The organism is Accumulibacter sp. (assembly GCF_029255145.1).
Classification (GTDB): domain Bacteria; phylum Pseudomonadota; class Gammaproteobacteria; order Burkholderiales; family Rhodocyclaceae; genus Accumulibacter.
In genome coordinates this window covers 32,890-55,528 of the sequence record NZ_JAPUVQ010000040.1, presented here as the reverse complement: position 1 = coordinate 55,528, position 22,639 = coordinate 32,890, and the positions used below count along the sequence as shown (strand labels likewise).

General features: G+C 69.7%; 10 protein-coding genes. 1 reads left to right on the top strand and 9 read right to left on the bottom strand.

The features are described 5' to 3' along the window. A partial coding sequence (locus tag Q1L50_RS04235) for a tetratricopeptide repeat protein (RefSeq protein ID WP_366145211.1) occupies positions 1 to 647 on the top strand: 647 nt, incomplete at its 5' end. Between the two features lie 156 nt (positions 648 to 803). Here the strand turns inward: Q1L50_RS04235 and Q1L50_RS04230 are convergent. The 9 genes from Q1L50_RS04230 to Q1L50_RS04190 all read right to left on the bottom strand — a co-directional run bounded on the left by Q1L50_RS04230 (position 804) and on the right by Q1L50_RS04190 (position 22,618). Beyond that, entirely contained in the window at positions 804 to 1,469 is a 666-nt protein-coding gene (locus Q1L50_RS04230; protein ID WP_300336146.1) for a cupin domain-containing protein, read from the bottom strand. Positions 1,470 to 1,632: 163 nt separating this feature from the next. Then, entirely contained in the window at positions 1,633 to 8,313 is a 6,681-nt protein-coding gene (locus Q1L50_RS04225) for a DUF4157 domain-containing protein (RefSeq protein ID WP_300336145.1), read from the bottom strand. 26 nt (positions 8,314 to 8,339) lie between these two features. Further along, complete coding sequence (locus Q1L50_RS04220; protein WP_300336143.1) at positions 8,340 to 11,714, bottom strand: hypothetical protein; 3,375 nt, start codon at positions 11,712 to 11,714, stop codon at positions 8,340 to 8,342. A 2-nt stretch (positions 11,715 to 11,716) separates the two neighbouring features. After that, positions 11,717 to 13,036, bottom strand: coding sequence for a hypothetical protein (locus tag Q1L50_RS04215; protein ID WP_300336142.1), 1,320 nt, complete (start codon positions 13,034 to 13,036; stop codon positions 11,717 to 11,719). A gap of 22 nt (positions 13,037 to 13,058) precedes the next feature. Next, positions 13,059 to 14,432, bottom strand: coding sequence for a hypothetical protein (locus Q1L50_RS04210; protein ID WP_300336141.1), 1,374 nt, complete (start codon positions 14,430 to 14,432; stop codon positions 13,059 to 13,061). A 14-nt stretch (positions 14,433 to 14,446) separates the two neighbouring features. Continuing rightward, positions 14,447 to 16,672 (bottom strand): ATP-binding protein, encoded by a 2,226-nt coding sequence (locus Q1L50_RS04205; protein ID WP_300336140.1) that lies wholly within the window; start codon positions 16,670 to 16,672, stop codon positions 14,447 to 14,449. Next, positions 16,665 to 18,161: a hypothetical protein gene (locus tag Q1L50_RS04200; RefSeq protein ID WP_300336139.1), complete on the bottom strand. Its 1,497-nt coding sequence runs from the start codon at positions 18,159 to 18,161 to the stop codon at positions 16,665 to 16,667. Before Q1L50_RS04200 ends, Q1L50_RS04205 begins: the two co-directional genes overlap by 8 nt. Then, positions 18,158 to 20,332, bottom strand: coding sequence for a phage tail protein (locus tag Q1L50_RS04195; RefSeq protein ID WP_300336138.1), 2,175 nt, complete (start codon positions 20,330 to 20,332; stop codon positions 18,158 to 18,160). The genes Q1L50_RS04200 and Q1L50_RS04195 overlap by 4 nt, the downstream gene beginning before the upstream one ends. A 15-nt stretch (positions 20,333 to 20,347) precedes the next feature. Beyond that, the gene (locus Q1L50_RS04190; RefSeq protein WP_300336136.1) at positions 20,348 to 22,618 is read right to left on the bottom strand and encodes a putative baseplate assembly protein; all 2,271 of its coding nucleotides are present in this window, start codon (positions 22,616 to 22,618) and stop codon (positions 20,348 to 20,350) included. Between the last annotated feature and the right edge of the window lie 21 nt (positions 22,619 to 22,639).

Genomic DNA, 22,639 nt, shown 5'->3' with positions numbered 1-22,639 from the left:
TCGCCATCGCCGAAGCGCTGACCCGGCGCGATCCGGCCAATACCCAGTGGCAGCGCGACCTCTCGGTCAGCCACATCAAGATCGGCGACATGCTGGCCGCCCAGGGTGACGGACCCGCGGCGCTCGCCGCCTATCGCCAGGGCCTCGCCATCCGTGAAACGCTGACCCGGCGCGATCCCGCCAACGCCGAGTGGCAGCGCGACCTCTCGGTCAGCCACGAGAGGATCGGCGACGTGCTGCTCGCCCAGGGTGACGGACCCGCCGCGCTCGCCGCCTATCGCCAGGGCCTCGCCATCGCCGAAGCGCTGACCCGGCGCGATCCCGCCAACACCCAGTGGCAGCGCGACCTGTCGGTCAGCCACAACAAGATCGGCAACGTGCTGCTCGCCCAGGGAGTCGGACCCGCGGCGCTCGCCGCCTATCGCCAGGGCCTCGCCATCACCGAAGCGCTTGCCCGGCGCGATCCCGCCAACGCCGAGTGGCAGCGCGACCTGATCGTCAGCTACGTGAAACTGAGCGAAGTGAGCGGCGACGAGACGTTCGTGCAGAAGGCATTGCGGATTGCCCGGAACATGCAGCAGCGCGAAATCCTGGCGCCGCGTGACGCCTGGCTGATCAATGAGTTGAGGCGGCGCGCCGGCCAATGAGTGCGCACGCAGGGGTCGGTCAAGGAGTCCGAGGTGAGCTCGCTGCGCGCGGCGCACTCGCCCGCTCCGAGAATTGCCACGCTGCCTGCGCGAGGACCTGCCAGTGGACCGGCTGCCGGCGCTGGGCGGCAGGCGCCCTGGCCTATTCGGCGCCCGTCAGCGCCCCACTGACACCACCGGCAGATGCCCGGTCTTCACCCAGATCACCGTTTCAACTTCGGTGTATGGGTAGTGCGCACTGAGATGCGGGCTGCGTAACCAGCTGCCGACCGGGTAGCGACCGTGTTCGTCGATGAATTCGCCGCTGAGCACCAGGATTTCCTCGCCGCCCCAATGCCGATGCGGCACGAAGCGTTCGCCTGCTGGCCATTTGACGAGCGCCACCTGCTCGCCCTCGTACGCATGCAGCGGCATCACCTGCAATCCACCCTGACCGGGCAGCCAATCCGCGCTGGCGGTGTCGATGTGCACGCTGGCGGTATCGCCGGGCGCGAACTGGTGCAACTTCACGAACAGCACGCAGCCGCCTTCGCTGAACGGTGCATGGCCACTGCCGGGGGGATTGCGAAGATAGCTGCCGGGTCCGAAATCGCCGCTTTCGTCGGAGAAAAAGCCTTCGAGCACCAGGATTTCTTCGCCACCGGGGTGCAGATGGTGGGCGAAGCGGGCGCCGGCGTCGTAGCGCACGACACTGGTCGCGTGCCCGCGTTCGGCGTCCTCGCGGGCCAGCGGTTTGCGCCACACGCCAGGCATCGGACTCGGCTGCCAGAGCGCGCTGGCGGTGTCGACGCGCGCGGCTTGCGCGAAGTTCATGTTGAGCATGCGGGCGGTGTCCTTGTGGGCCAGGCTGAAGAAGTATGGAACAGCGCCGCGCGGGTTGGTTCGGTCGAGCCCGCTGAACCCACCGCTGTCGTCAGCGCTGTTGCAAGCGCACCTGCCTGCCGCTGCGCCACGCAACCGTTCACCGGGTCCGCGGCCAGCGAGACTAGACGAGCGTGATGAATCGCTTGGCCACGAAACCGGTCGCAGCGGCCTGCTCGATGACGTACCAGTCACGGAATTCGCCGATCACCAGGACGCTGCTACCGGTGGGCAAGTGGTTGAAGATGTTGGCACGCGTGGCGGTGGTCGGCGTGCTGCGGACCATCAGGTCGTCGCGCAGCGTCGCCACCACCCCGTTCCGGCGCAATGGCGTAACGGCGAAATCGTTGCGATCCGGCACGTCGGCGCGGCCGAGGTTGATGTTGGCATTGGGCGCGCGGGTCGGGTCGGGGGCTCCAGCAACCGGTCGCCCGATCTTGGCCAGGATGTCTTCCTCGCTGGCGAAGGAACGGAGGGGGGCGTCCACGCCTGCCGCCGCCGGGAAGGTCGGCCCGGCGCCGAGCAGGGCATGCAGGAAAGCGATATGGGCCGGCAGTGGCGACGGCGGCGGGGTTGCCACCGGCGCATGAACGGCAGCCAGCAGCGCCAGCTTGAGCTGCGCGCCAGCCGGCGGCAGCAGCAGCAGGTCCGGCACATGCGGCATCACGAGATTCATGTCGACGTACTGTGCGGCAAGCGCGCAGTTGCCGAAACGGTCGAGTTCGGTCATGAACTGCCCGCGGCGCGCGTTGTTGTACTGCATCCATGCCTGCTCGAGCGTGATCGCCACGCGCATGCTGGAAGTGCTCGTCGGAGCGGCGGTGACCCGGCTCATCAGTTGATTGACGTGCGCCACGTTTCCCGACAGGACGGCCAGAGCGTTGTTGATCCGGGCTGGCGTGGTGTGGTCGACCATGTACAGCACGAAGACATTGTCGGCGAGTTCGCCAATCCGGCGAATCGCATCGCCGTTGGCCCAGTAATGGTTGGCCACCAGATCGTAAAGCGGCTGGATGACGCTTTCGCGCCACGTGCTGGTGGCGGCTGCGGGCACGTGCGCTGACCGCCCGCCGGCGATCCGCCGCCGCATGGCATCGCGGCAGACGCTGGTACCGGCGGCCTGGTCGGTCGCCCAGCATTCGAGCACGGCACGCAGGCAACCGGTGGGTTCGGTGCCGAATTCGACGTAAGCCAGCTTGCCGGCAACCAGATCGGGGTCGCCGGGAACACTCAGGCCAATGTCGGTCGCTCCGGCTGGCAGGAAGGTGGTTCGCGACGGGGCGAAGGAGGCGTTGGCGCCCAGTACCGTCGAGCCGGCACCGGCGATACTGGCCACCACGTCGCGCAGGCTGGGGTTGGCGACGATTGCCGCCTGGATGTCGGCGGCGGCGTCGGCTGGCGACGCGCGCAGCGCCGAGTTGACGTGATGCGAGTCGGTCAGACACGCGTCGAGCACGATTCGGCGCTGTGCGGGACTGCCGCTCATCAGCCGCGTCAACTCGGTCATCAGGCCGGTGGTGTTGGCACCGCTGCCGCCGCTGGTACCGAGTGCGTCGGCAGTCACCGCGGCATTGGCGCTGCCGGCCAGGTTGAGCACCGTCGAGTTGCCGTGACCGCCGACCAGCGCCTGCTGGATCTCGCCGTTGATCCCATAGCGCGCGGCAACCGGCGCCAGCTGCGACTGGTAATCGCCGACACTCGCGTGCCCTTCGATGACGATGCTCAGGATGTCGCTACTGGTGACCATCGCTTCGAGCCCGGCGTTGCGATGGAATGCGCCGTTGTCGTCGATGGCCGGGTAGAGGACTACCGTCAGCGGCCGCTCGAACCAGAACGATTGCTGCTTCCATTGCGGGAAGGCTTCGTTGGCGACCAGCCCGTCCAGGGTTTTCCTCGTGAAGTGGTGATAGGTTCTGGCGAAGTTGATCCGGCCGTGGTAGCTGGCCGGCAGGACGCCTTCGTCGCGCAGGTCCTTGAAGGAATCGACTTCGCTGCCATCGCTGGCCGACAACACCGGCTTGCAGGTGGTCAGGTAGTTGATGAAATTGGCCAGCTCGGGTTTGGCCGGATCGACCAGTTTTTCGAACGGCGCTTTCGCCGCCGCCGGGTCCGACGGAGCACGCATGACCAGCGACAGGTTGGCGGCTGGCCAGGCGGCCTCGAGCGTCGTCAGGTCACGCCCCCAGCTTTCCGCTTCGTCGATCTTGCCGGTCGAGCGCAACCAGGCGGTGTTGCGCGTGGCCGCACCTTCGGCATACTTCTCGAGTGGCGCATAGATCCCCGGAATACCCTTGGCGATCACCTCGCCGACTTTCAGACCGCCGGCACCGCTCGCCACGTTGGGACGCTCGGTAAAGCGATCGATCTCCCTGAACGACGCCAGCGCGGCGGCATCGGCCTGCAAGGCGGGGCTGGTCGCCCAGTCGAGTTGCGTCTCGGTGAGCAGCGAAAAGCCCGACAGGGTCATCGCCCGGATGCTCGCCGGCGTCTCGGAGGTCTGGGCGTCGGTTCGCGTCACCGCCGGCCAGCGCAGGACGACCGGCCCGCTGCCGCCCTGTTGCTGCGCCACGTGCGCCAGTTCATGGGCGATCAGCTGCTGGCCTTCGGGCGTGCCGGGCTGGTACTCGTCCTGCGCGAAAGCGATGTGCTCGCCGACGGTGAACGCCTTGGCCGACAAGCGCTCGGCCTCTCTGACGGCGTCCGGCCCGGTGTGCACCCGCACCTGCGTCAGGTCGACCTTGAGACGTTGCTCGAAGTAGCCGCGGGTTGCCGGATCGAGCGGCGCGCCGGTCCCGAGCCGGGCGACGACGTTCTCGTCCACCGGCGTCGCCGGCTGCTCGCCGGCGCCATCGGCACGCTTCGGATTGACCGTCGGCCGCGCCGTCTCGCTCTCCTTGCCATCCTTGTCGACGCTGCTCACGGTCGGTGGCGCCGAGTCGCCGAGGACGATGCCCTTCATCACGTTCTCGTCGAGCTTGGGCTTCTCGACGACGATCGCGTCGGCCGGTTTTTCCGGCCTGATCTTGCCGGTCTTCGAGTTGTAGCCCAGGCTGCCGGTCGCCTTGATCGCCACCGGCAGCTTGTAGTTGGCCTCGGCCAGCGTCCAGTCCTTGCTCCACACGGTGACCGTATCGACCAGCAGGTTGAGCTGCGCCGAAACGCCGCCGAAGAGCCTGAACTTCAGCTCCGGACTGATATCGAGGGTGAGCGTGTTGAGGATATCCAGGCCCTTGGCCTGGCTGTAGGTGAAGGTCGAGGCGGCCGAAAGGATGGGTTTCTCGGGTGGAATGCCGACCGTTGCTTCGACGCCGACGCTGCCGACCAGCTTGGCCACCGCCGCGCTGAATTCCAGATTGACCTGCGCGCTGGCGCCGAAACCGGCGTCGCCGAAGACCTTGAAGGTCGCCCCGCCGCCGATTTCGAGGGTGTCGAAGGAAACCGTCGCCGGGTCGAACTCGGTCACCGTCAGGGTGACGCCGCTGATCTTGCCGGGACCAATGCTGGCGTGCGCCTTGGCGGTCACCGACGCCGAGAAGGTGATCCCGACGGCGATCGAGCCGACCGAGAACCCCAGCCCCGGCAGTGGAATCGACGGCGTCGAGATGGTCTTGTTGAAGAATTCACCGCCGTCCGCGGGATAACGCCCGAAGACCTCGAAGTCCTTGACCGCCAGGCCACCGCCGACGCGTACTGAACCATCGGGCAGCAGACGCAGCTTGAGCTTGCCGTCGAGCTTGTCCTTGATGAACTCGGCCTTGATGTCGGCGCTGCCGAAGACCTTGAAGTTGCTGCCGCTGCCCTTGGCGCCGCGAACGCCCTTGTCGTCGACCTCGGCGTTGGTCACCCCGGCGGTGACCTTGCCGTCGAGCGGCCCTTTCTTGATCGCGAACTCGCCTTCGACGAGCACCGAGCCGTCGTCGTAACTGAACTGCAGCTTGGCGCCGCTGAGTCCGGGCAACTTCGGGGTGACCTCGCCGCTGGCGCCGACCTTCCAGCCCTTGTCGCCCTGCGTGACGCTGACCGTGATCTCGGCCGCTTCGACGCCGGGAACCTTCTCGTCGATTCCCAGCTTGCCGGTGATCTGCAGCGTGTCCTTGCCGTAAGTGACGCTCAGCGCCGCGCTTTTGAGGCCGGGGATGTCCGGATCGACACTGCCGGTGGCGGTGAACAGCGACTCGGCGTAGGACGCTTTCAGGCTGGCCGACTTGATCCCCTTGATCTTTTCGGGATTGGTGATCCCCAGCGTGCCGCTGCCGAAGAAGCCCTTGCTGGTCGAATAGCCGATGCCGACGGTCGCCAGGTCGAACAGCTTGCGATCGGCGGTCAGCGTCCCCGTCGCGCTCAGTTCCGGCCCCTGCGCGCCCTGCTGCTTGACGGTCACGGTCAGGATGCCCGCCCCCAGGCCGGCGATGGTGAAGCTGATCGAGCCGTCGGCACCCAGACCCCTGGTGCCGAAGAACAGCGTCAGGCTGGCGTCGTCGATGGTCAGCCCGGGAACCGGCAGCTTGCCTTTCAGCTGATCGACCGAGAAGGTGTGCTCGAAGGCGAAGTCGTCGCCGCGCCAGCGCACCGGGATCTGGACGCCGGCGAACAGCGGATGGCTGGCGGTCAGCGTACCGTCGGCGCTCAGCTTGCCGCGCACGAAGCCGACCTCGCCAAAGGTCACCGGGCTGCCGCCCTTGACGTCGACCTTGGGCGGCGGCGGCATGCTCAGCGCGCCGGCGTACTTCTTGCCCTTGACACCGTTGAGCGTGCTCTGGAAGCCGGTGCCCGCGCTGACCTCGACGTTCTTCGGAAGCTCCCACTTGCCGACAAGCTGACCGATGTTGCCGCTGTTCTCCTGGTCGAGGTCGGCGGTGATCTCGATCTTTTCGATCTTGATCCCGGCCAGCCGGCCGCTATCGACCACTGTCACCTTCTTCTTGTTCAACGGAAAGGCGTCGATGAAACCCTGGCCGGTATGCGAATACAGCGCGAAGCGCGTCTTGTCGGTGCCTTCGTCCTTTTTGGCGCGCTTCTCGTCCTGCAGCCAGATCAGGTGCTTGCCGCCGACGATCTCCTTGCGGCTCCAGAACTGGGCTGTCTTTTCAAGGTTCTTGCCCTCGCCGCCGGCCTCGACCTTCCTGAACTCGATGTCGTTGTCGTCGAGATACTTCTTGACCAGCGCGTCGCCGGTGTTCTTCTCGACTTCGCCCAGATAGACCTTGACGTTGGCGTAGATCACCGAGCGCAGCTGCGAACCGACGTTGGTATTGTGCGCGCCGGTCAGCAGCTCGTAGTTCTCGAAAGCGTCCTCGCCGCCCAACTGGACCTCGACGACATGGTCGACCTGCAGCGGCGAGTTCAGCCAGCTGCCATCCGGAGTCCATTTCGGAACCTTGAGCTGTTCGAGGATCTCGCCTTCGGTGCCGGCGATGCTTTGCTGCTTGCCGCCGTAGAAGGTCAGCGTCTGGCGACCGCCGCCCGCCTCGAAGCCGATCGCGGCGTAGAACGCCGCCAGATCGATGGCCTCTTTCCACTTCTTGACCTGCTCGGTCTGGAACGGCGGCGTCTTGCGGTCGTAACCCTTCGGCCGCCGCAGCGACTTGCCGGCGCGTTTCTGGTAGACGTCGGCGTGCCGTGCCTTGATCGCCGGCAGCTTGAGCGTTTCGAGCGCCGGCCGCGCCTTCTTGTCCTTGGCCGGGTCGATCGCGTCGCTGCTGATGTCGTTGCCATCCTTGAACTTGGGATTGTCGGCCTTGCGCCGCACGACGTTGCTGACCGTCATGCTGTCGTTCTGCACGACGTGCGCCAGTTCGTGCGCCAGCAACGCCCGCCCGCTGCTGGTGGCCGGCTGGTACTCGCCGCCGGCGAAGGCGATGTGGTTGCCCCAGGTGAAGGCCCGGGCGTGCAACTGCCGGGCCGCTTCGGCGGCGCTGTCGTCAGCATGGATGCGGACGTCGCCGAGGTCGCGGCCGAGACGCTGCTCGAAAAAGGCCCGGCTGTCGACGTCGAGCGGTACGCCAGCGCCGAGACCCGACAGCAATTCGGACTGCGTACCCGGAGCGTTGCCGGCGGCCGGCTGGCGCTCGCCTGCTGCCGGCGACGCGGCAGCATCGGCCCGTCGCTTGACGGTGAGATCTTCGCGTCCGGGTGCGGGCCCTTGCGCCGGGGCGGCCGGACCTGCCGGCACCTGAGCCGAGGTAGGCGCCGGCGCCGGGGCCTGCCCCGCCTTTTGCGTCGGAGCCGCCTGCGCGCCGGTCCCCTGAGCAGCCGCCGGCGGAGTCGGCGTCGGAACCTGCGGCGGAGCGGCCTTGGCTGGCGACGCGCTGCCACCGCCGACGGCCGGCTTCTTCTCGTTGGGCTGCAGCAAGCGCTTGAGCTGCTCGGGTCTTGCCGCCGGGCTGGCTGGACCAGCGGCTGCAGTGGCTGGCGCAGCCGCCGGTTCGGGCATCCGCATCACCCTGCTGGCGATCGCGTCGGCCTCGCGCTCGACCGCGTCGCCAGGCTCGCTGACCGCCAGCTTGGCGCGCACCGCCATCCGGTCGAAACGCTGCTGGCTGCCGTTTGCCGGCGCGACGCCAGCGCCGCCCCCGGTCGCCGGCGCACCGCTTTTCGCCCCCGCCTGCGGCGCGCCGGCCTGATTCTTCCCGGCCGGGGCCGGGCCGCCCAGGTTCTTGCCGGCCTGCGCCGGGCCGCCGGCAGCCGCCTGCCTGCCCGGCGACGCGTCCGGCTTGCTGGCCGCAGCACCGGGCTTGTTGCCAACCGAGGCCGGCGGCGTCGCCGGCTTCTTGTGCTCGGCAGCGGGGGGTACGGCGGCAGGCATGGGGTCAGCTCCTCATCGGACGGCGGTCATTCGAAGAAGATGACTTCGTCGAAGTCGTCGGGAACGAGTCCAATATCAACCAGCTGCTGCCGGTCGGTCTGGTTGATTTGCTCGATCACCTGCTGCAGGTCGGTCGACGCCTTCCCGGCCGCCATCAGCGCCTCGACCACCGCCTTCAGACGGTCCGCGGCGCCAGCGTCGGGGGCCGCCTTGGTGGTCGCCAGAGTGAGACCGAAGACCGGCTGGGTGGGCGTCAGCAAGGCGATGAAATCCACTAGTGCCGTGCCTTGTGGCTGGTTGGCGAGATACTGCAGCGGTGCGCGCGGCGAGTCCTTTTGCGGGTAGTGGAAGTCACCGTCCCGGCCACCCTGGATCAGCAGGGCGCTGCGCGTTTCGGCGCTGGCGACCGGCATGCTGACCACCAGCATGCCGCCGTCGAGGGCGCCATCGGCCAGCGGCGCCGGCGGTTCCGGGATCGCCGCCAGAGCGCCCTGTCCGCGCGCTGGCGGCGTGCTGATGCTGGCGATCTGTTCGAGCATGTTGCGCAGGCGGAAATGGTTCTCCCAGCCCTGTCCGGTCGCTGGCGCGGTCTCCCAGACGCGACCGAGGACCACCTGTGGCGCCGGCTGCGCGAGCTGCCACATGGCCAGCACGCGATCGGCCGATTCTTCGGCAAAGGTGCTCGCGTCGCGGAAGCGCAGGATGCCGACGCGCTGGAACTTGAATCCGCCGAGCGTCTTGAGGTCGCGCTTGTCGAGGGCCGCGTGCAGCACGGCGAGCTGCTGGGCGTCGTCGACGCGCAGGTGCCAGACCTGGAAAGCCTCGATCGCCGGCAGAACGACCGGGGCGCACACCGGCGGGCAGAGATGCGTGCGTGCCCGGCGGAACATCACCCAGTCCTGCGTCGCCTGCACCTGCTGCGCCGGCGCGATGCCCAGCGTCGGGAACAGGCGCCGGCGCGCACGCGCCAGGAAAGCGGCATCGTCGGTGGCGTCGGCGATTGCCACCAGCGTGTTCATCGCCGCCACGCCGAGCGTGCTCGACGCCGCCGGCATCGTCGCCAGGGCGTTCATCACCAGCAGTTGCTCGCGCTTCGACAGCGCCGTGCCGCTGGCGATACCGGTGTTGGTGTTGATCATCATCGCCCGTACCATCTTCTGCAGCACCACCTGTTGCGCTTCGCTGGCGGCGTTCACCGACAGCCTGGCGCGTCGCGGCGTCTCATCCCAATCGATGAACACCGGCGAATTTTTCGGATCGTGATAGCGATCGTCGACGATGAAGCTGCCCGCCGCGGCAGCGTTGCCCTGGCGCAGCATCGTGAAGCTCAGCGAGCTGCGCGCGGTTTGCGGCGCGGAGCCCTCGCCGCTGGAAGGACTGCGGTCGCTGAGCGTCAGCTCGACCTGCACCAGCAATTCGGTATAAGCGCCCTGTGGCTTGCGTGCCAGGAGGGTCAGTTCGCCGGCGATGACCGTGGCCGTTCCCCGGCCAGCGGACAGCACGCGCAGTTCCGCCTTGACGTCGATGGCGTCGCCGATCTCGAGATCGAAGGGGTCACCGCCGACGTCGCCGGCAACGTAGAGGCTGAAGCCAGCCGCAGACGCGCCACCGACCTTCTCCCGACCGATCTGCTCGAGTTCGCCCGCTTGTTGCGGGTCGCTGGCGGTGAGCAGCGTCAGGCCGTAGCTGCCGTTCGCTCGGCTTTCCGTGCGCGCCAGACCAGCGAGGGTCAATGAACCCAAGCGGCTGTTGACGCGGTTGCCGGTGGTGTATTGCGGCTCGCCCTCCGCGCCTGCCGCTCGCTCGGCGCCGCGCAGCAGTTCGAGGTTTGCGCCGCCGCTGGCCACTGCGGCGGCCTCGCCGGCCTGTTCACTGCTGCCGAAATCGAAGACGAACAGCGCCATCAGACGCATGTCGACCTGCCACCAGGTGCCGACGGCCTGCGCCTGCAGGTCGACCACCTGACCGTCGGGAACGAAGATCTCGACGTCTTCAGGCTCGCCCGACTGGACGATGCCGCGGGTCAGCGAAATGCGCTGCAGGTGCTGCGCCTCGGCCAGCAAGTGGGCGATCTCGTCGGCGCGCACCGCGTGGTAGTGCAAGGCGACGCCTTCGCCGAACATCCGTGACAGCTGTTCCTCGATCGCCACCTTGCCGGCCGACACCGGCAGATAGCCGGCCGGCGGCAGCTCGATGAAACCGGCGTTGATCAGCATCCGCTGCGCCGGCAGGACGCCCTGCCCGAGATTCGCGGCGGCCAGCTTGTTGCTCAGCTCGTACAGTTCGGCGTAGGCGATCTTGGCTTCGCCCGCGGCCTCCTGCGCCGCTTTCTTGTTCGGCTTTTCGCCAAACGAACCGATGATCTTCTCGGCACTCTCGCTGTACTTTTTCTGCAGTGCTTCCAGTTCCTGGCGGGTCTTGTCGAGCAGTTGGCGCAATTCCGCGCAATCGTCGGCCGGCTTGATGACGCCGCTGCCGGCGTCGAAAACGCCGCTCAGCTGGCACTGGAACTGCAGGATCTGCGCCACGAAGACGTTCCATGGCCGCATCTGCATGCGCCCTTGCCAGTAGCCGCGGGCCTGCGTATCCATCCGCTCGCGGCGACCGCTCCAGGCGTCGAGCACGCGGTTGACACCGGCTTCACGCACCAGCAGGCCGAGCACCAGTTCGTCGCGCCCGTAGAGGCCGGCTGGCTCGCACCACAGTTCGTTGGCCAGACCGAGCGCGCTGACCGCGCTCGGCGTCAGCCAGGGCTCGGCGGCAAAGTAGCCCGAGGCAACCCGGTTGCGCAGGTGTACCGACGACGTGGGGAAAGCGCTGCCAGGAGGCAGTTTGAGGCTGATCGGACGCAGCCGCAGGACGACGCCCTCGCGCCACCAGGGGTGCCGCGAGTCGCTGACGCAGGCGCTCTCGCAGAGCTTGCCGAATACCGGTTCGTTGCCGCACTGCCCTTCGACCGGGCCGACGGTGACCTCGTAAATCGCCAGCGCGGCGCTTCCCTTGACGCCGCCTTTGGCGTTTTCCAGACAGTCGCCGAAATCGGCGTTGCCGCTGGCCGGCGCCGGCGTCGCGGTCGCCAGCAGGTCGGCGATCGCCGCCTGCATCTCGCCGCTGGCGAGGACAAAATTCCCCGCCGCGGTGACGCCCAGGCCGGCACCGACGCGCAGTTGCGCGCCGCTGATGGCAATCCCCAGGCCATGCACCACCCCCCAGCCGCCGGCCAGGTTGGCCAGCCGGGTACGCGTGCGATGGTAGTCCTGTTCGAGCGCGAAAGCGTCGGCGCGCAGGAACTGGCCGTCGAAGTAGTGCAGGCGGGTCAGCGGGCTGGCCTGCTCGATGAAAGCGACGCCGTCCTTGGCGTTGATCTCGACGGTTTCGCCGGTGATTTCGTTTATGCCCATGACTAGCCCCCGATAATGGTGGTGGTGAGAGTGCGCCCGTCGCTGTCCGGATGCGGCGCGCCGGCAGGTATCAGATTGGCGCCGAGCAGCGGCGTGCTGCCGTCGCCGACGACACTGATCCGCAGCCGCGAGCCGACCGGCGCGCGGTCCAGCGTCAGCGTCACCGTCGGCCGCGCCGGGTCGCTTTCGTCGTACGCCGGCGGCGCCGGCGCGAAGGTCTGCCAGCCGCTGCCGTCGACGAACTCGCTGACCGCGAAGGCTCCCGGCTGGACGCTCGCTGCCGCCAGTTTCTGGCTGAACACCAGCGTCAGGTCGTTGCCGGCCAGCGTCGCACCGGAGGCCACCACCACCGCACCGGCGACCGCCGCCGCTGGCGGTGGTTCGGCAAGCAGCAGCGTCTGCAGCAGGCTGCCCGGCAGCAAGGAGCGGCGCGCGCCGAGTTCGACGCTGCCGATCGTCGCGTGCCAGCCGACCGCGTCCTGCCAGATATGCACCTCGCGCAGCCGCGCGATGGACAGGCAGAGATCCGACTCGTCGGGCAGGTGCGCGGGCGCGAACGGTGAGGTGGCGGCGACCGCCCGCGCGCTGATCTCGCCGAGCAAGGCGGCGCGCGCCGCGCCCTGTGCGGGCGCCGGCAAGGCCGGCAGCTCTGCCAGACGGTCACTCAGCCACTGCTCCTCAGGCAGCGGCTGCCCTTCGGCATCGAACGCCGCGGGCGCCAGCCCCAGCCAGCGCTGCAGGAGGTAATACGGCGCCGGCGGCGCGGGCACCGCCGGCGGTGGTTCGAGATGGCGGCGCAGCAACAGCTGAACGGTCTCGCAGACCCTGGCGTAGGCAATGTCGGCGGCATCGCCGGCGCAGGGCTCGGCAATCGCCGGCACCGGCTGGTCGAGGCAGCTGGCGTAGCAGACGACGAGGTCGAGGTCGAAAGTGGCGTCCTCGGCCGCAGCAATGTCGTCGAACGCTTCGTCGCCGGCGTGTTTTTCCCACCACCTGGGCAGACTGACACATTGTTCGCTGTCGAGCAGCAGGTCGCGGCCGAGCGCGTCGATCGCGTAACCGGCGCCGACGTGCAGCTCGAAATCGTCCACATCGAAATGCACCGGAAAACCGGCGACCACCCCGCTGCCGTGCAACAGACGCTGGTGACGACGCAAGCGGCCGACGTGGAAGCCCTGCTCGGCGCGGAAATCGGCGACCCCCAGCAGCATCCCGAAATGATAGTTCGGCGCGCACTGCGGGTTGTCCGGCAGGCTCGCTGCGCAGCGGTCGATCACCGGCACGCCGCTGCAGCCCAGGCCGGGGGTGTCGTTTGCATTCATGGCGGTCTCCGTGTCTCGGTGCTCAGAACGACTCGCTGCTGCGGGCGAAGGCCCGCGCGCGCTGCCGCCGGGTTTCGCTTTCAGCGAGCCGGGCGGCGCTGGCGCGGGCGTTCGCGGCACTGCCGCCACTCGCCTGGCGCTGCGCCAGCCGGGCCGCAGCCAGCGCGCCGACCAGCGTCGCCTCGGCGGCGTCCAGCGCGCCCAGCAAGGCGGCGGCAGTCGGCGGCCCCTGCAGCAGGCTCAGCCGCGCCAGCGCATTGTCGAGGCTCTCCAGCGCTTCCCAGAGGGTATCGGGAACGGCGGCGAACCAAGCCTGCAGCGTCGCCTGCGCGGCGGCGTCGAGCGCCGCCCGCGCGGTCGCCAGGTCGGCCAGCTTGCCGTCGAGCGCGGTGCGCTCGGCGCTGATCGTCGTCGCGTCGAGCTGCGCCTGCGTCGCGTCGGGCTCGGCCTGCATCGCGGCGTGCAGCGCCTGGTCGTAGGCGGCCTGCGCCGGGCGGACGGCCTGCGCCGCGTCATCGACATCCTTGAGCTTGGCGAGCGCCGTTTCGCGCGCCGACTTCTTGCTCGCGTCGTGCAGGCGGGCCTGCTGCCACGGCGTCAGGATCGGGAAGCTGGTCGATGGCACCGCCGCCGGCAGCGCCGCCAGCCGGTGCAGCGTCGCCGTATCGGCGGCCAGCGCCGGCGCTGCCTGATGCAGCGCCTGCACCGCCTGCAGCGCGTCGTCGAAAGCGCGCTGCGCCTGCGCCAGGGGATCGTGACTGGCAGTGAAAGCGGCCTCCTCGACACTGGCGGCGGAGCTCGCCGACGCCTCGACGATCGCCCGCCGCGCGCGCACCCGCTTGAGCAGGTCCTTGGCCGCGGTGCCGCTGGACGGGAACTCGCCCTCGACCCGAGCGCGCGCATCGGCGGCGTCGGCGGCCAGCGCCGCGGCCGCGTCGCTGGCCAGTCCGGCCAGCTCGCCGGTGGTCAGCGCGTCGGCGATCGCCGACCGTGCCGCCGCACTCTGCGTCGCCGTCGCTTGCGCGCGCTGCGCGGCCACCAGTTGCTCGGCGAGCGCGGCGGCCAGCTGCTGCTGGCGGGCGAGGTCGGCGCGCCAGCCCTGCACCGCGAGTTCGGCATTGGCCTGCGCGACGCGGGCTGCGGCCAGGTCCGCCAGCGCCTGTTCCATTTGCGCCAGCAGCGGGTCGCCGTCGGCCGGCATGGCGATCGCCGCCAGCGCCTTGCGCGCCGCGGCGAGGGTATCGCCCTGGCTGCGCACCGCGTCGGCAGCGGCGCGCTGAACGGTCTGCGCGGCGCCCAGGCTGTTACGCAGCGTCGCCCCGGCCAGCTGCTCGGCACTCAGCGCGGTCGCCAGGCGGCTCACTTCGTCGTTCCAGTATTGGGTCAAGGTGGCCATGGAAATTCCTCCTGTCAGCGTGCGTTCGGGGTGATCGGTGCAAGGTCGTCGGCGTCTTCGGCGTCGGCCGTCGGCCAGACGGTGTGCTGCGGAAAGCCCGGGTGGGCGCGCCCGGCCTTGTCGAATTCGTTCTCGACGGCGAGCAGGAAATGGTGCTGGTGGATTTGCCGACCGGCGGCGGCGGCCAGGAAAGCCGCCGCCAGCGCCGCATTCTTGATCTGCGCGCCGGACAGCGCGTACCAGGCGGCGAGCTCCTGCAGGCTGACGTCGTCGGCCAGCGGCGCGCCGGCCGGCAGATGCAGCCGCCACAGCGCTTCGCGGGTGGCCGCGTCGGGCTCGGGAAACTCGACGATGAACTCGAAGCGGCGGGCAAAGGCGTTGTCGAGGTTGGAGCGCAGGTTGGTGGTCAACACCGCGACGCCCTCGTAGCGCTCGAGCCGCTGCAACAGATAGGCGGTCTCCAGGTTGGCGTAGCGATCGTGCGCGTCCTGCGTTTCGGTGCGGCGGGCGAACAGCGCGTCGGCCTCGTCGAAGAGCAGCAAGGCGCGCGAGCGTTCGGCGATGTCGAAAACGGCAGCCAGGTTCTTCTCGGTCTCGCCGATCCATTTCGAAACCAGGCTGGCCAGGTCGACCACCAGCAGATCGACTCCCAGGGCGCGCGCGACGACCTCGGCAGCGAGTGACTTGCCGGTTCCCGGCGTACCGAAGAAAAGCAGGCGCACGCCGCGCCGCTCGCCGCGCCCCTGCGCGAATCCCCAGTCGTCGAGGACCGTGATCTGCTGCAGGACGCGCCGCACCGCGCGCTGCAATTGCCGGCGCGCCGGATCGGGCAGCAGCAGCGCCGACCAGTCGGCGCGCGGCAGGACGCGCTGAATTCCCGGCCGGCTGCTCCAGGTGGTGCGCGCGCGGATGCATTCGCCGACCTGTTCGAGCGCCAGCGGCTGCTGCGACAGTTTGTGGCGCAGGCCGAGGTCGCGGACCACGTCGCGCGCGTCGTCGGGGTCGATCGGATAGCGCGCGGCGAGGATTCCGGCGTGTTCGCCGAATTGCGGCAGCAAGGACTGCCACAGGCTACGCCGGGCGACCGGCGCCAGCGCCAGCACCGGCAAGCGGATCAGCGCCAGCCCGAGCAGCGGCGCCTGGCGGTCGGAATGGGCGCTGGTGATCACCGGCAGTTCGGGAAGAGCGGCCAGCACCGCGCCGAGTCCGGCGCTGGTCGAATTGCTGGCCACCTCGCTGGCCAACTCGCTGGCCTGGTCAGCAGGCGCCTGGTCGCTGCGCGCCTCCAGCCACAGGCAGGCCTGGTGCATGAACGCCGCGGTATGGCCGTCGATCCAGTCGCCGCCGCGGGCCAGGCTCTCGCCACCGTCGATGCGCGTGCGGATGGCGACCACCCCGGCGGCCCCGAGCAGCGCCCGCACGCGGGTCACGCGCATCGCCGCGTCGCCGCCGACCAGCATCACCTGGCACGGCAGACCGGCACGCAGCGCCGCAACCGCCTGCAGCACATCCGGCAGCGCCAGCCAGTCGTCGAGTCCGGGCACCTGCACGTAGCCGCTCAGCAGCTCACCGTTGTCGAGTTGCGGCGGCCGCGCCATCAGCGCCTCCCAGACCCCCGGCGCAGCGTGCAGGCTGCGCCCGTGCCAGGGACCGTCGCCGGCCAGGCGCAGCAGACGCATCGCCGCCAGCGGCGAGTAGTGCAGCAGATCCTCGACGGCGTCGCGCACCGCGAAAGGCGCGAGCAGACGATCGCCAGCACGCTCGGACTCCAGCCAGTGCACCGTCAGCGCGCCGGTAGGCTGCGCCAAGCCCTGCGGATGCAGCAGGCGGCAGAGCGTTGCAAAACCCTCGTGGGCGACCGGCAGGCAGGCCAGCAGCAGCAGGTCCTTGAGCAGCGGCGCGCTGTGCCGGACGCGCGCCAGCGCCTCGAGGCGCAACAGCGGGTGCGCCGCCAGTGGTGGCTGAACAGCCGGCGGCAGCTCGCGCGCAAAGCGCTCGGCGAAAGCCAGCGCCGGCAGCAGCGCGTCGCGCGCGGGCGCCTCGTCCAGCCCCGGTAGCGCGGCAGCACCGCGCTCGCCGCCGTGGCCGCCCTGATCGTTGCCGACGAAGCGCCGCGCCAGGCTGCGCGCCAGCCGCAGACCGACCGCCGCGAGTTCGCGGCGGCTGTGCTCGCGAATCTCGCTGACCAGCGCCTGCCGGGTCGGCAGCGCCGGCGAGTGCGGGTCGCCTTGCTCACTCATAGCGAATCCTCAGCACGCAAGCCAGCCAGGGCAGCCAGCCGGGGTCGAGGTCGAGCCCCAAGCGGCGGATGCTGGTATCGACCGCATCGAGCGGCAGCAGCAGCTCGATCCAGCCGGGCTCGAAACGAATCCGGCCGCGCCGCCGGCAGACCGACTGCAAGCGTGGCGGCGCCAGCTCGGGCGCCTGCTCGTCCAGCCACGCCGACCAGCCGGCGAGCAGCATCGCCGCGTACTCGTCGAGCGCCGGCGGCGTGTCGCCTGGCGGTAGCTGGCCACCGCAGAAAGCCGCTCGCGCCGGATCATCAGTGGGAACCCCAAGCCCGTCGGCGGCAGCACGCAGCAACAAGGGCAGCGCGTCACCGGGTAAGGCGGGCTGCTCCGCCAGCCATTCGAGAGCGCCATCGGCGGCCAAGCGCGCCAGCCAGAACAGCGCGCCGCCCCAGTCGGTGCCGTGCCAGTCGATCGCCCCGGGCGACTCGGGCAGTGCCGGCACGGCCTCGGGCTCGGCGATCGCGGCCAGCGGTCCAGCCGGCGCGGGGCCTTCCTCGCCGGCGCGGACAGGCTCGCCGGCCGGCTGCGCGGCACTCCGCGCCAGGCGGTGCGTGCCGGCCACGTCGCCGATGGCGATCGCCGCCAGCAGTTCGGCACGCGCCGCGAACAGGCGCCCGCGAACGGTAGCCGTCGGCGTCGCCGCCGCTGACCAGACGAGGGCGGCGAGCATTACGCTCAGCGGATCGAGGTGACGGGCGGCGAAATGCCCGCGCGCCGCCGCCCAGCGCAGCAGGTCGCGCGCTTCCGCAGATGCCCGCAGCAGTGATCGGAGGCCGCTATCGAATGCTGCTGCCGACCACGCAGCGGTCGCGGTCGCCGTCGCCGCGCCGCGTTCGACGCTGTGCTCGGCACTGGCGTACGCCGCCGTGCGCGGACTGGCGGCAAAGAGGCTTGCCCACGCGCTCGCCGGCAAGGCCCGCAGGAGCGCACTCAGCGCCGCCGTTTCGCGCTCGGCGCTCAGCAGGCGGTGCAGCACCGGCCAGACCTGCTGCGGCTCGCCGACCAGGATGGCGATCCCGGCGGCAAGCGCCTGCGCGCCGCTGACCCCGACGTCTTCGAGCAGGTGCATGCGCTGCCACGCCCACTGCCGGCGGCGCTCGCCGAGAGCGCTGCGATAGAGCAGGTCGGCCAGCGCCTCGGCGCGGCCGCGATAGCGTATGACCTGCGTATCGTCATCGTCCGCCAGCGCTTGTTCGATGGCCTGGCGCAGCTGCACCTGCCATTGCTCGCCGACGGTCGGCGCGTCGGCGTCGACCGACCAGCGCATCGCCAGCGGCAGGTGCGCGATGAACAGCCATTCGCCGCTAGCGACCAGCCCGGCGCTGACCGCATCGCCGTCGGCGTCGGCGAGGACGGCAAGCCACTCGTCGCGGAGCGCCGCCGGCAAGGGCAGGCGGCTATTGAAACGCGCTCGCAGGCGGTCGATGGCCAGGCTCATTTCGCCTCCCGGTCGATTTCGGGGCGACCGAGCAGGTAGCCGGCGCCGAGCACCGCGTCGCCCATCAGCCCCTGTTCAAAACCCGCCGACTTGCCAATCACCGACGAGATGCCGAGATGCGCGCCAAGACCGGCGCGGATGCCGCTGCTGGCGGTACATAGCGTGAAGTCGGTGTGCGCCGGTTTGTGGATTTCGATCAGGCGCCGCACGCAGTCGAGCTGCCGGGCGTCGAGTGCAGCGACGACGCTGACCGTGAAACGATGCGCGAAATCGTCGAAATTCTGCACATCGTCGACCGCCGCCGACGCCACCGGCTGCTCGGTGGCCAGCGCCTGCCGGCGCGGCTCGCCGAGGGCTCCACCAAGCGCGCCCCCAATCGCGCCACCGACCCGGTAGCCGACGCCGAGCACCGCCTGCGAGGCATTCACCTGCGGATTGCCAACGACTCCGCCGCCGCGCAGACGGAAGTGCTCGATGATCACCACTTCGGCGCCGCTCAGGATCTCGACCATCCGCTTGAGACTGGCCAGCGTGCCACGCGTGCGGAACAGTGTCGCCGCTTCGAGAATCATCTGCCGTTGCACCGCCGGCGACCAGCACGGATCGATGACCAGGCCGAGGAACGAGGCCAGCCACGGCAGCGCCGCTTCGGGCGCAATGCGGGCGTCGAGCAGGCGCTGGCGTTCGCTGGCCACCGCCTGCCACTCGTCGAGCATCGCCGCCGGCGCCATCAGGTAGCGGAACAGGAAGTCGCGCGACGCCGCTTCACGCCACAGCGTTCGCGGCAGTTTCTTCAGCAGGTCGTGGCCCGGATACTCGACACGCGCACTGCGCAGGCGCGGGCTCTTGCTGCGCGTGCCGCTGAATTCGAAGACCAGCCACAGGTAGCGCCCCGGCGCGACGATCAGCGGCGCATCGTAGAGCGCGAAACCGTCGGCTGGCGCTGGCCGCAAGGGTCGTTGCGAGGGATCGCGGAACAGCGTCTGCGATTCTCCTGCGTAATGATCCCAGGTGTGCTGAGAGAGCACCGGCGTCTCGCCGGCCAGGCCGATGCCGTCGATCGGATCGTCGAATTCGAGCTCGTCGCGGGTGAAGGCCCGGAAACGGATCGCGGTGCCGGCCGGGATGCACGCTTCGACGACCAGGCGGCCCCACTGCGTCTGGTCGTGCTCGGCGTCGAGCGCGAAAGAGAACAGCGTCCCGTGCTGCCGATACTGCGCTCGTGCCGGTGCCGCGTGCCGCAGTCCTTGCGCCGTCCAGTAGGCGATCCGGCAGTCCGGCGCCAGGGCGATGCCGCGGCCGTCGTACTGCGGCGCCATCAGCGGTGGCAGCATGGTCGGCTGATTGGCCAGCAGACGCAGGCGCAGGAAGTTTTCGCCGGGGCGCTGGGCGACGACCATCAGCGTCCCGAATTCGGTGTCTTCCGCCTCGCTGACGATGTCGGTGCAGAACGGCACGGCGATCGACTTGCCGAGGTGCAGCGCGTGCAGCGTCGCGTCGAACTGGCCGGCATTGCTCAGCACCCAGGCCAGCCGGCCACCGCGCGCGGCTGCCGAGACGCTCAGGCGCTGCGCTCCGGCGAGCAGCGGCCAGACGCTGCGTTCAGGCGCCGCGCACGCCGAGATCTGCCAGGTGCTGCCGTCAGCGAGCAGCACGAAGACTTCGCCACCGCAGGCCGCGAGGTCGAGCGGCGGCTGCGCGAAGTCGATCCGGCGGGCGACTTCCTGCTGCCAGGTGTCGATCAGCCAGACCGCCTGGCTGTCCGGGTCGGCCAGGTACAGATAATCGGCGGCGTCGCCGGCCAGCGCCAGCGGGCGCTTCGGCAACTCGCCGGTGACGCTGCCGTCGACCTCGGTGCCGGCAGCGGTGATCACGAACGGATGTAGTTTGTTGTCGTGCACCCCGAGCGCGCTGGTCTGGCCCCACAGCACGTAGTCGACGCTCCCGTCCTCGGGCCTGGGGTGGAACAGCCGGCAGCGCCGGTCGAAAGCCATCCCCGCGTAACCGCCGGCAAAACCGCCAGCCGGGCCGCCGTTCTCCACCGGCGCCGGCGCCGGCGCGAGCATCACCAGGTCGTCGACGCGCGCCGTGTCGTGCAGCGCGCACGCCTGCCAGTGGGCGCTGCCGCGCAGCATCCGGTAGCCGGAGTCAGCGATCAGACGCATGGCCATGGCGTCTCCATTTCCTCAGCAAACGTCCCTGAGCACCGGCACCGGCACCGCCGGGCGCGCCAGTGGCGGCAGCAGACCGGTGCCCGGCGCCGGCAGCGCGGTCGCGTCGTCTACCACGATGATCGCGGCGACTTCGGGAACTTCCCAGTCGTTCAGCAACAGGATCTCGGTCGCCGCCCAGCTCACCGTGCCGTCCTGGCTGGTGCTGGCGGCATCGAGACGCAGCGCTTCGAGGTATTCGACGCCTTCGACCTGCATCGCCACGCCTTCGAGTTCGCGCGCCAGCAGTCGCCGCCCGAGCGGCCAGCCGTGTCCGTCCGGGCCGTAGGGCGGCAAGGGCGCCAGATACTGGCGAAGCAGGATCTCCAGCCAGTCACGAACGGCGTCGAGGCCGTAGCCGTCGCGGACCTTCACCGAAATCGCCAGCGCGATGCGCCGATAGGTCGGCGGAATCACGTACAGCTCGGTGGTCACCAGGCGCCAGCGGTCGAGCCAGCCGCAGACCTGCGTCAGCTCCCAGGCGTCGGGCAGCGGCGCGTTCGGATGCTGCGCGTCGCGCGCCGGCCAGACCACCACGCTGACCGTCCCCGGCTTGCGGCTGCGGCTCGGCGCGTGGAACAGCGGCAGGCATTCGGCGCGCCCGAGCAGCACCGCCGGCGTCTGCATCGCCAGCTCGGCAAAATCGTCTCTCGCCACCGCCCGGTGATTGCGGCGCAGCTCACCCGGAATCCGGCGCAGTGCGGCGTCCAGGCTCTCGCTGTCGGCGCCGCCGTAGGCCGGCAGCGGATTGCTGCACTTCAGCGCCACCTGCCCGGGCCGCAGCAGCGGTGGCGGCGGCAACGGACCGGCGAGGGTCTCGCCGACCTTGTCGATCGCCCTGGCCGGGACGTTGCCTGCGGCACCACCACCCCAGCGATAGCCCATCACCCGCAGGCGCTCGCCGAGCTGCGGCAGGCGGCCGCCAAGACCGTCGCCGAAGCGCACCGTCCCGGCTTCGGCGTCGAGCGAAAAATGGCGGTCGGTGGGCAACGAGGCGTCGAGCGTGTCGACCTGCGTCCAGTCGGTCCACACCCCACCCTCCTCGACCTGCAACCGCACCGGGTAGCGCGCGTCCGGCAGCACCGGGGCGTGCGCCAGCTGGTACAGCTGATCCGGCTGGCCGCTGCCGCTACCCAGCAACTCGCCGGCGGCGGCGACGCTCTGTTCGCCGGCAACGGCGTTCAGCGTCAGCAGACTGACCTCGCCGATGCGGCTGCCGTCGCCGCGCCAGACGCGCAGCCAGAACCACAGCTGCTCGCCACGGTCGTCATCGAGTTCTGGCGGGAAATCGCCGGTGCCGGCGAGGCCGGCAGGAGCTTGCGGCACGCCGAGCGGCGCCAGGTCAGCGGGCAGCTCGAGACGAACGACGCCCTGGCGGGTGAAACCACCGCTGGTATCGCCGGCAACGCGCACCGGCGTGTAGTCCGGACTGCCATCCTTCTTGAGCGTCGCCAGCGACGCCTGCCAGATCAGCGACGGGCCGTCGCCGACGCCGCACGCCGCCACCTGGTCGATGCCGGGATACCAGACCGCCGGCGCAAATCCGAGCGACAGCGACAGCGTCCGCCCGGCGACGCGCTTGAGGTCGGTCAGCGGGTCGTCGACCACGCCGTCCTTCTTGAGGATGCCGATCCAGACGCAGGCATCGACCGTCGCCGAGAAATCCAGCGGCGGCGAAAGGCCGTCGGAGGCCATGGTCAGCACTTCGTAGGGCGCCACCGGCAGGTCCTCGCCCTGCGCCAGCCTGAGGGCGTCTACGCTGCCCTTGACGGCGACGCTCAGCTCGCTGTCCAGCCCTTCGATGTAACTGCTTACCCTGGCGCTGTCGCTCAGTTCGTCGTCGGTGAGCAGGCTGCGGCGCGCCACGGCGACGCAGTCGAGCGGCCAGATGGTCGCGTCGTGGGTCAGCGTGAATACCGTCTTGCCGGCCTTGACCTGGTCGCCGCCGTAGAGCACGACGCCGTTGCCGACCTTGCTCTCGAAGCGCAGCAGCGCCCGGGCGGCGCGCGCCGGCTCCAGCGGCAGGTCGAGCAATTTCAGAAAGGCGATCTGCGTCGCCTCGGGGATCTGGTTGAAGCGAAATTGCAGGCCCTCGCCGAGATACGCGAAAAGCTGCAACAGGGTGATCCCGGGGTCGCTGTCGAGGTGATCGGTCCAGCTCGGGTTGTACACCGGGATGCGGTTGCGCAGCTCGGCATACAGATCCTCGAAACTGCGGTCGTCCAGGATGGGGGCGATCAGTGGCATGGTGGCTCTCCAACCGGCAAG

What these genes read in the sequence shown, in the direction of transcription:
- Q1L50_RS04215 (WP_300336142.1), bottom strand. Translation starts at nt 13,036, where the DNA reads ATGAATGCAAACGACACCCCCGGCCTGGGCTGCAGCGGCGTGCCGGTG.
- Q1L50_RS04190 (WP_300336136.1), bottom strand. Translation starts at nt 22,618, where the DNA reads ATGCCACTGATCGCCCCCATCCTGGACGACCGCAGTTTCGAGGATCTG.
- Q1L50_RS04195 (WP_300336138.1), bottom strand. Translation starts at nt 20,332, where the DNA reads ATGGCCATGCGTCTGATCGCTGACTCCGGCTACCGGATGCTGCGCGGC.
- Q1L50_RS04210 (WP_300336141.1), bottom strand. Translation starts at nt 14,432, where the DNA reads ATGGCCACCTTGACCCAATACTGGAACGACGAAGTGAGCCGCCTGGCG.
- Q1L50_RS04230 (WP_300336146.1), bottom strand. Translation starts at nt 1,469, where the DNA reads ATGCTCAACATGAACTTCGCGCAAGCCGCGCGCGTCGACACCGCCAGC.
- Q1L50_RS04220 (WP_300336143.1), bottom strand. Translation starts at nt 11,714, where the DNA reads ATGGGCATAAACGAAATCACCGGCGAAACCGTCGAGATCAACGCCAAG.
- Q1L50_RS04225 (WP_300336145.1), bottom strand. Translation starts at nt 8,313, where the DNA reads ATGCCTGCCGCCGTACCCCCCGCTGCCGAGCACAAGAAGCCGGCGACG.
- Q1L50_RS04205 (WP_300336140.1), bottom strand. Translation starts at nt 16,672, where the DNA reads ATGAGTGAGCAAGGCGACCCGCACTCGCCGGCGCTGCCGACCCGGCAG.
- Q1L50_RS04200 (WP_300336139.1), bottom strand. Translation starts at nt 18,161, where the DNA reads ATGAGCCTGGCCATCGACCGCCTGCGAGCGCGTTTCAATAGCCGCCTG.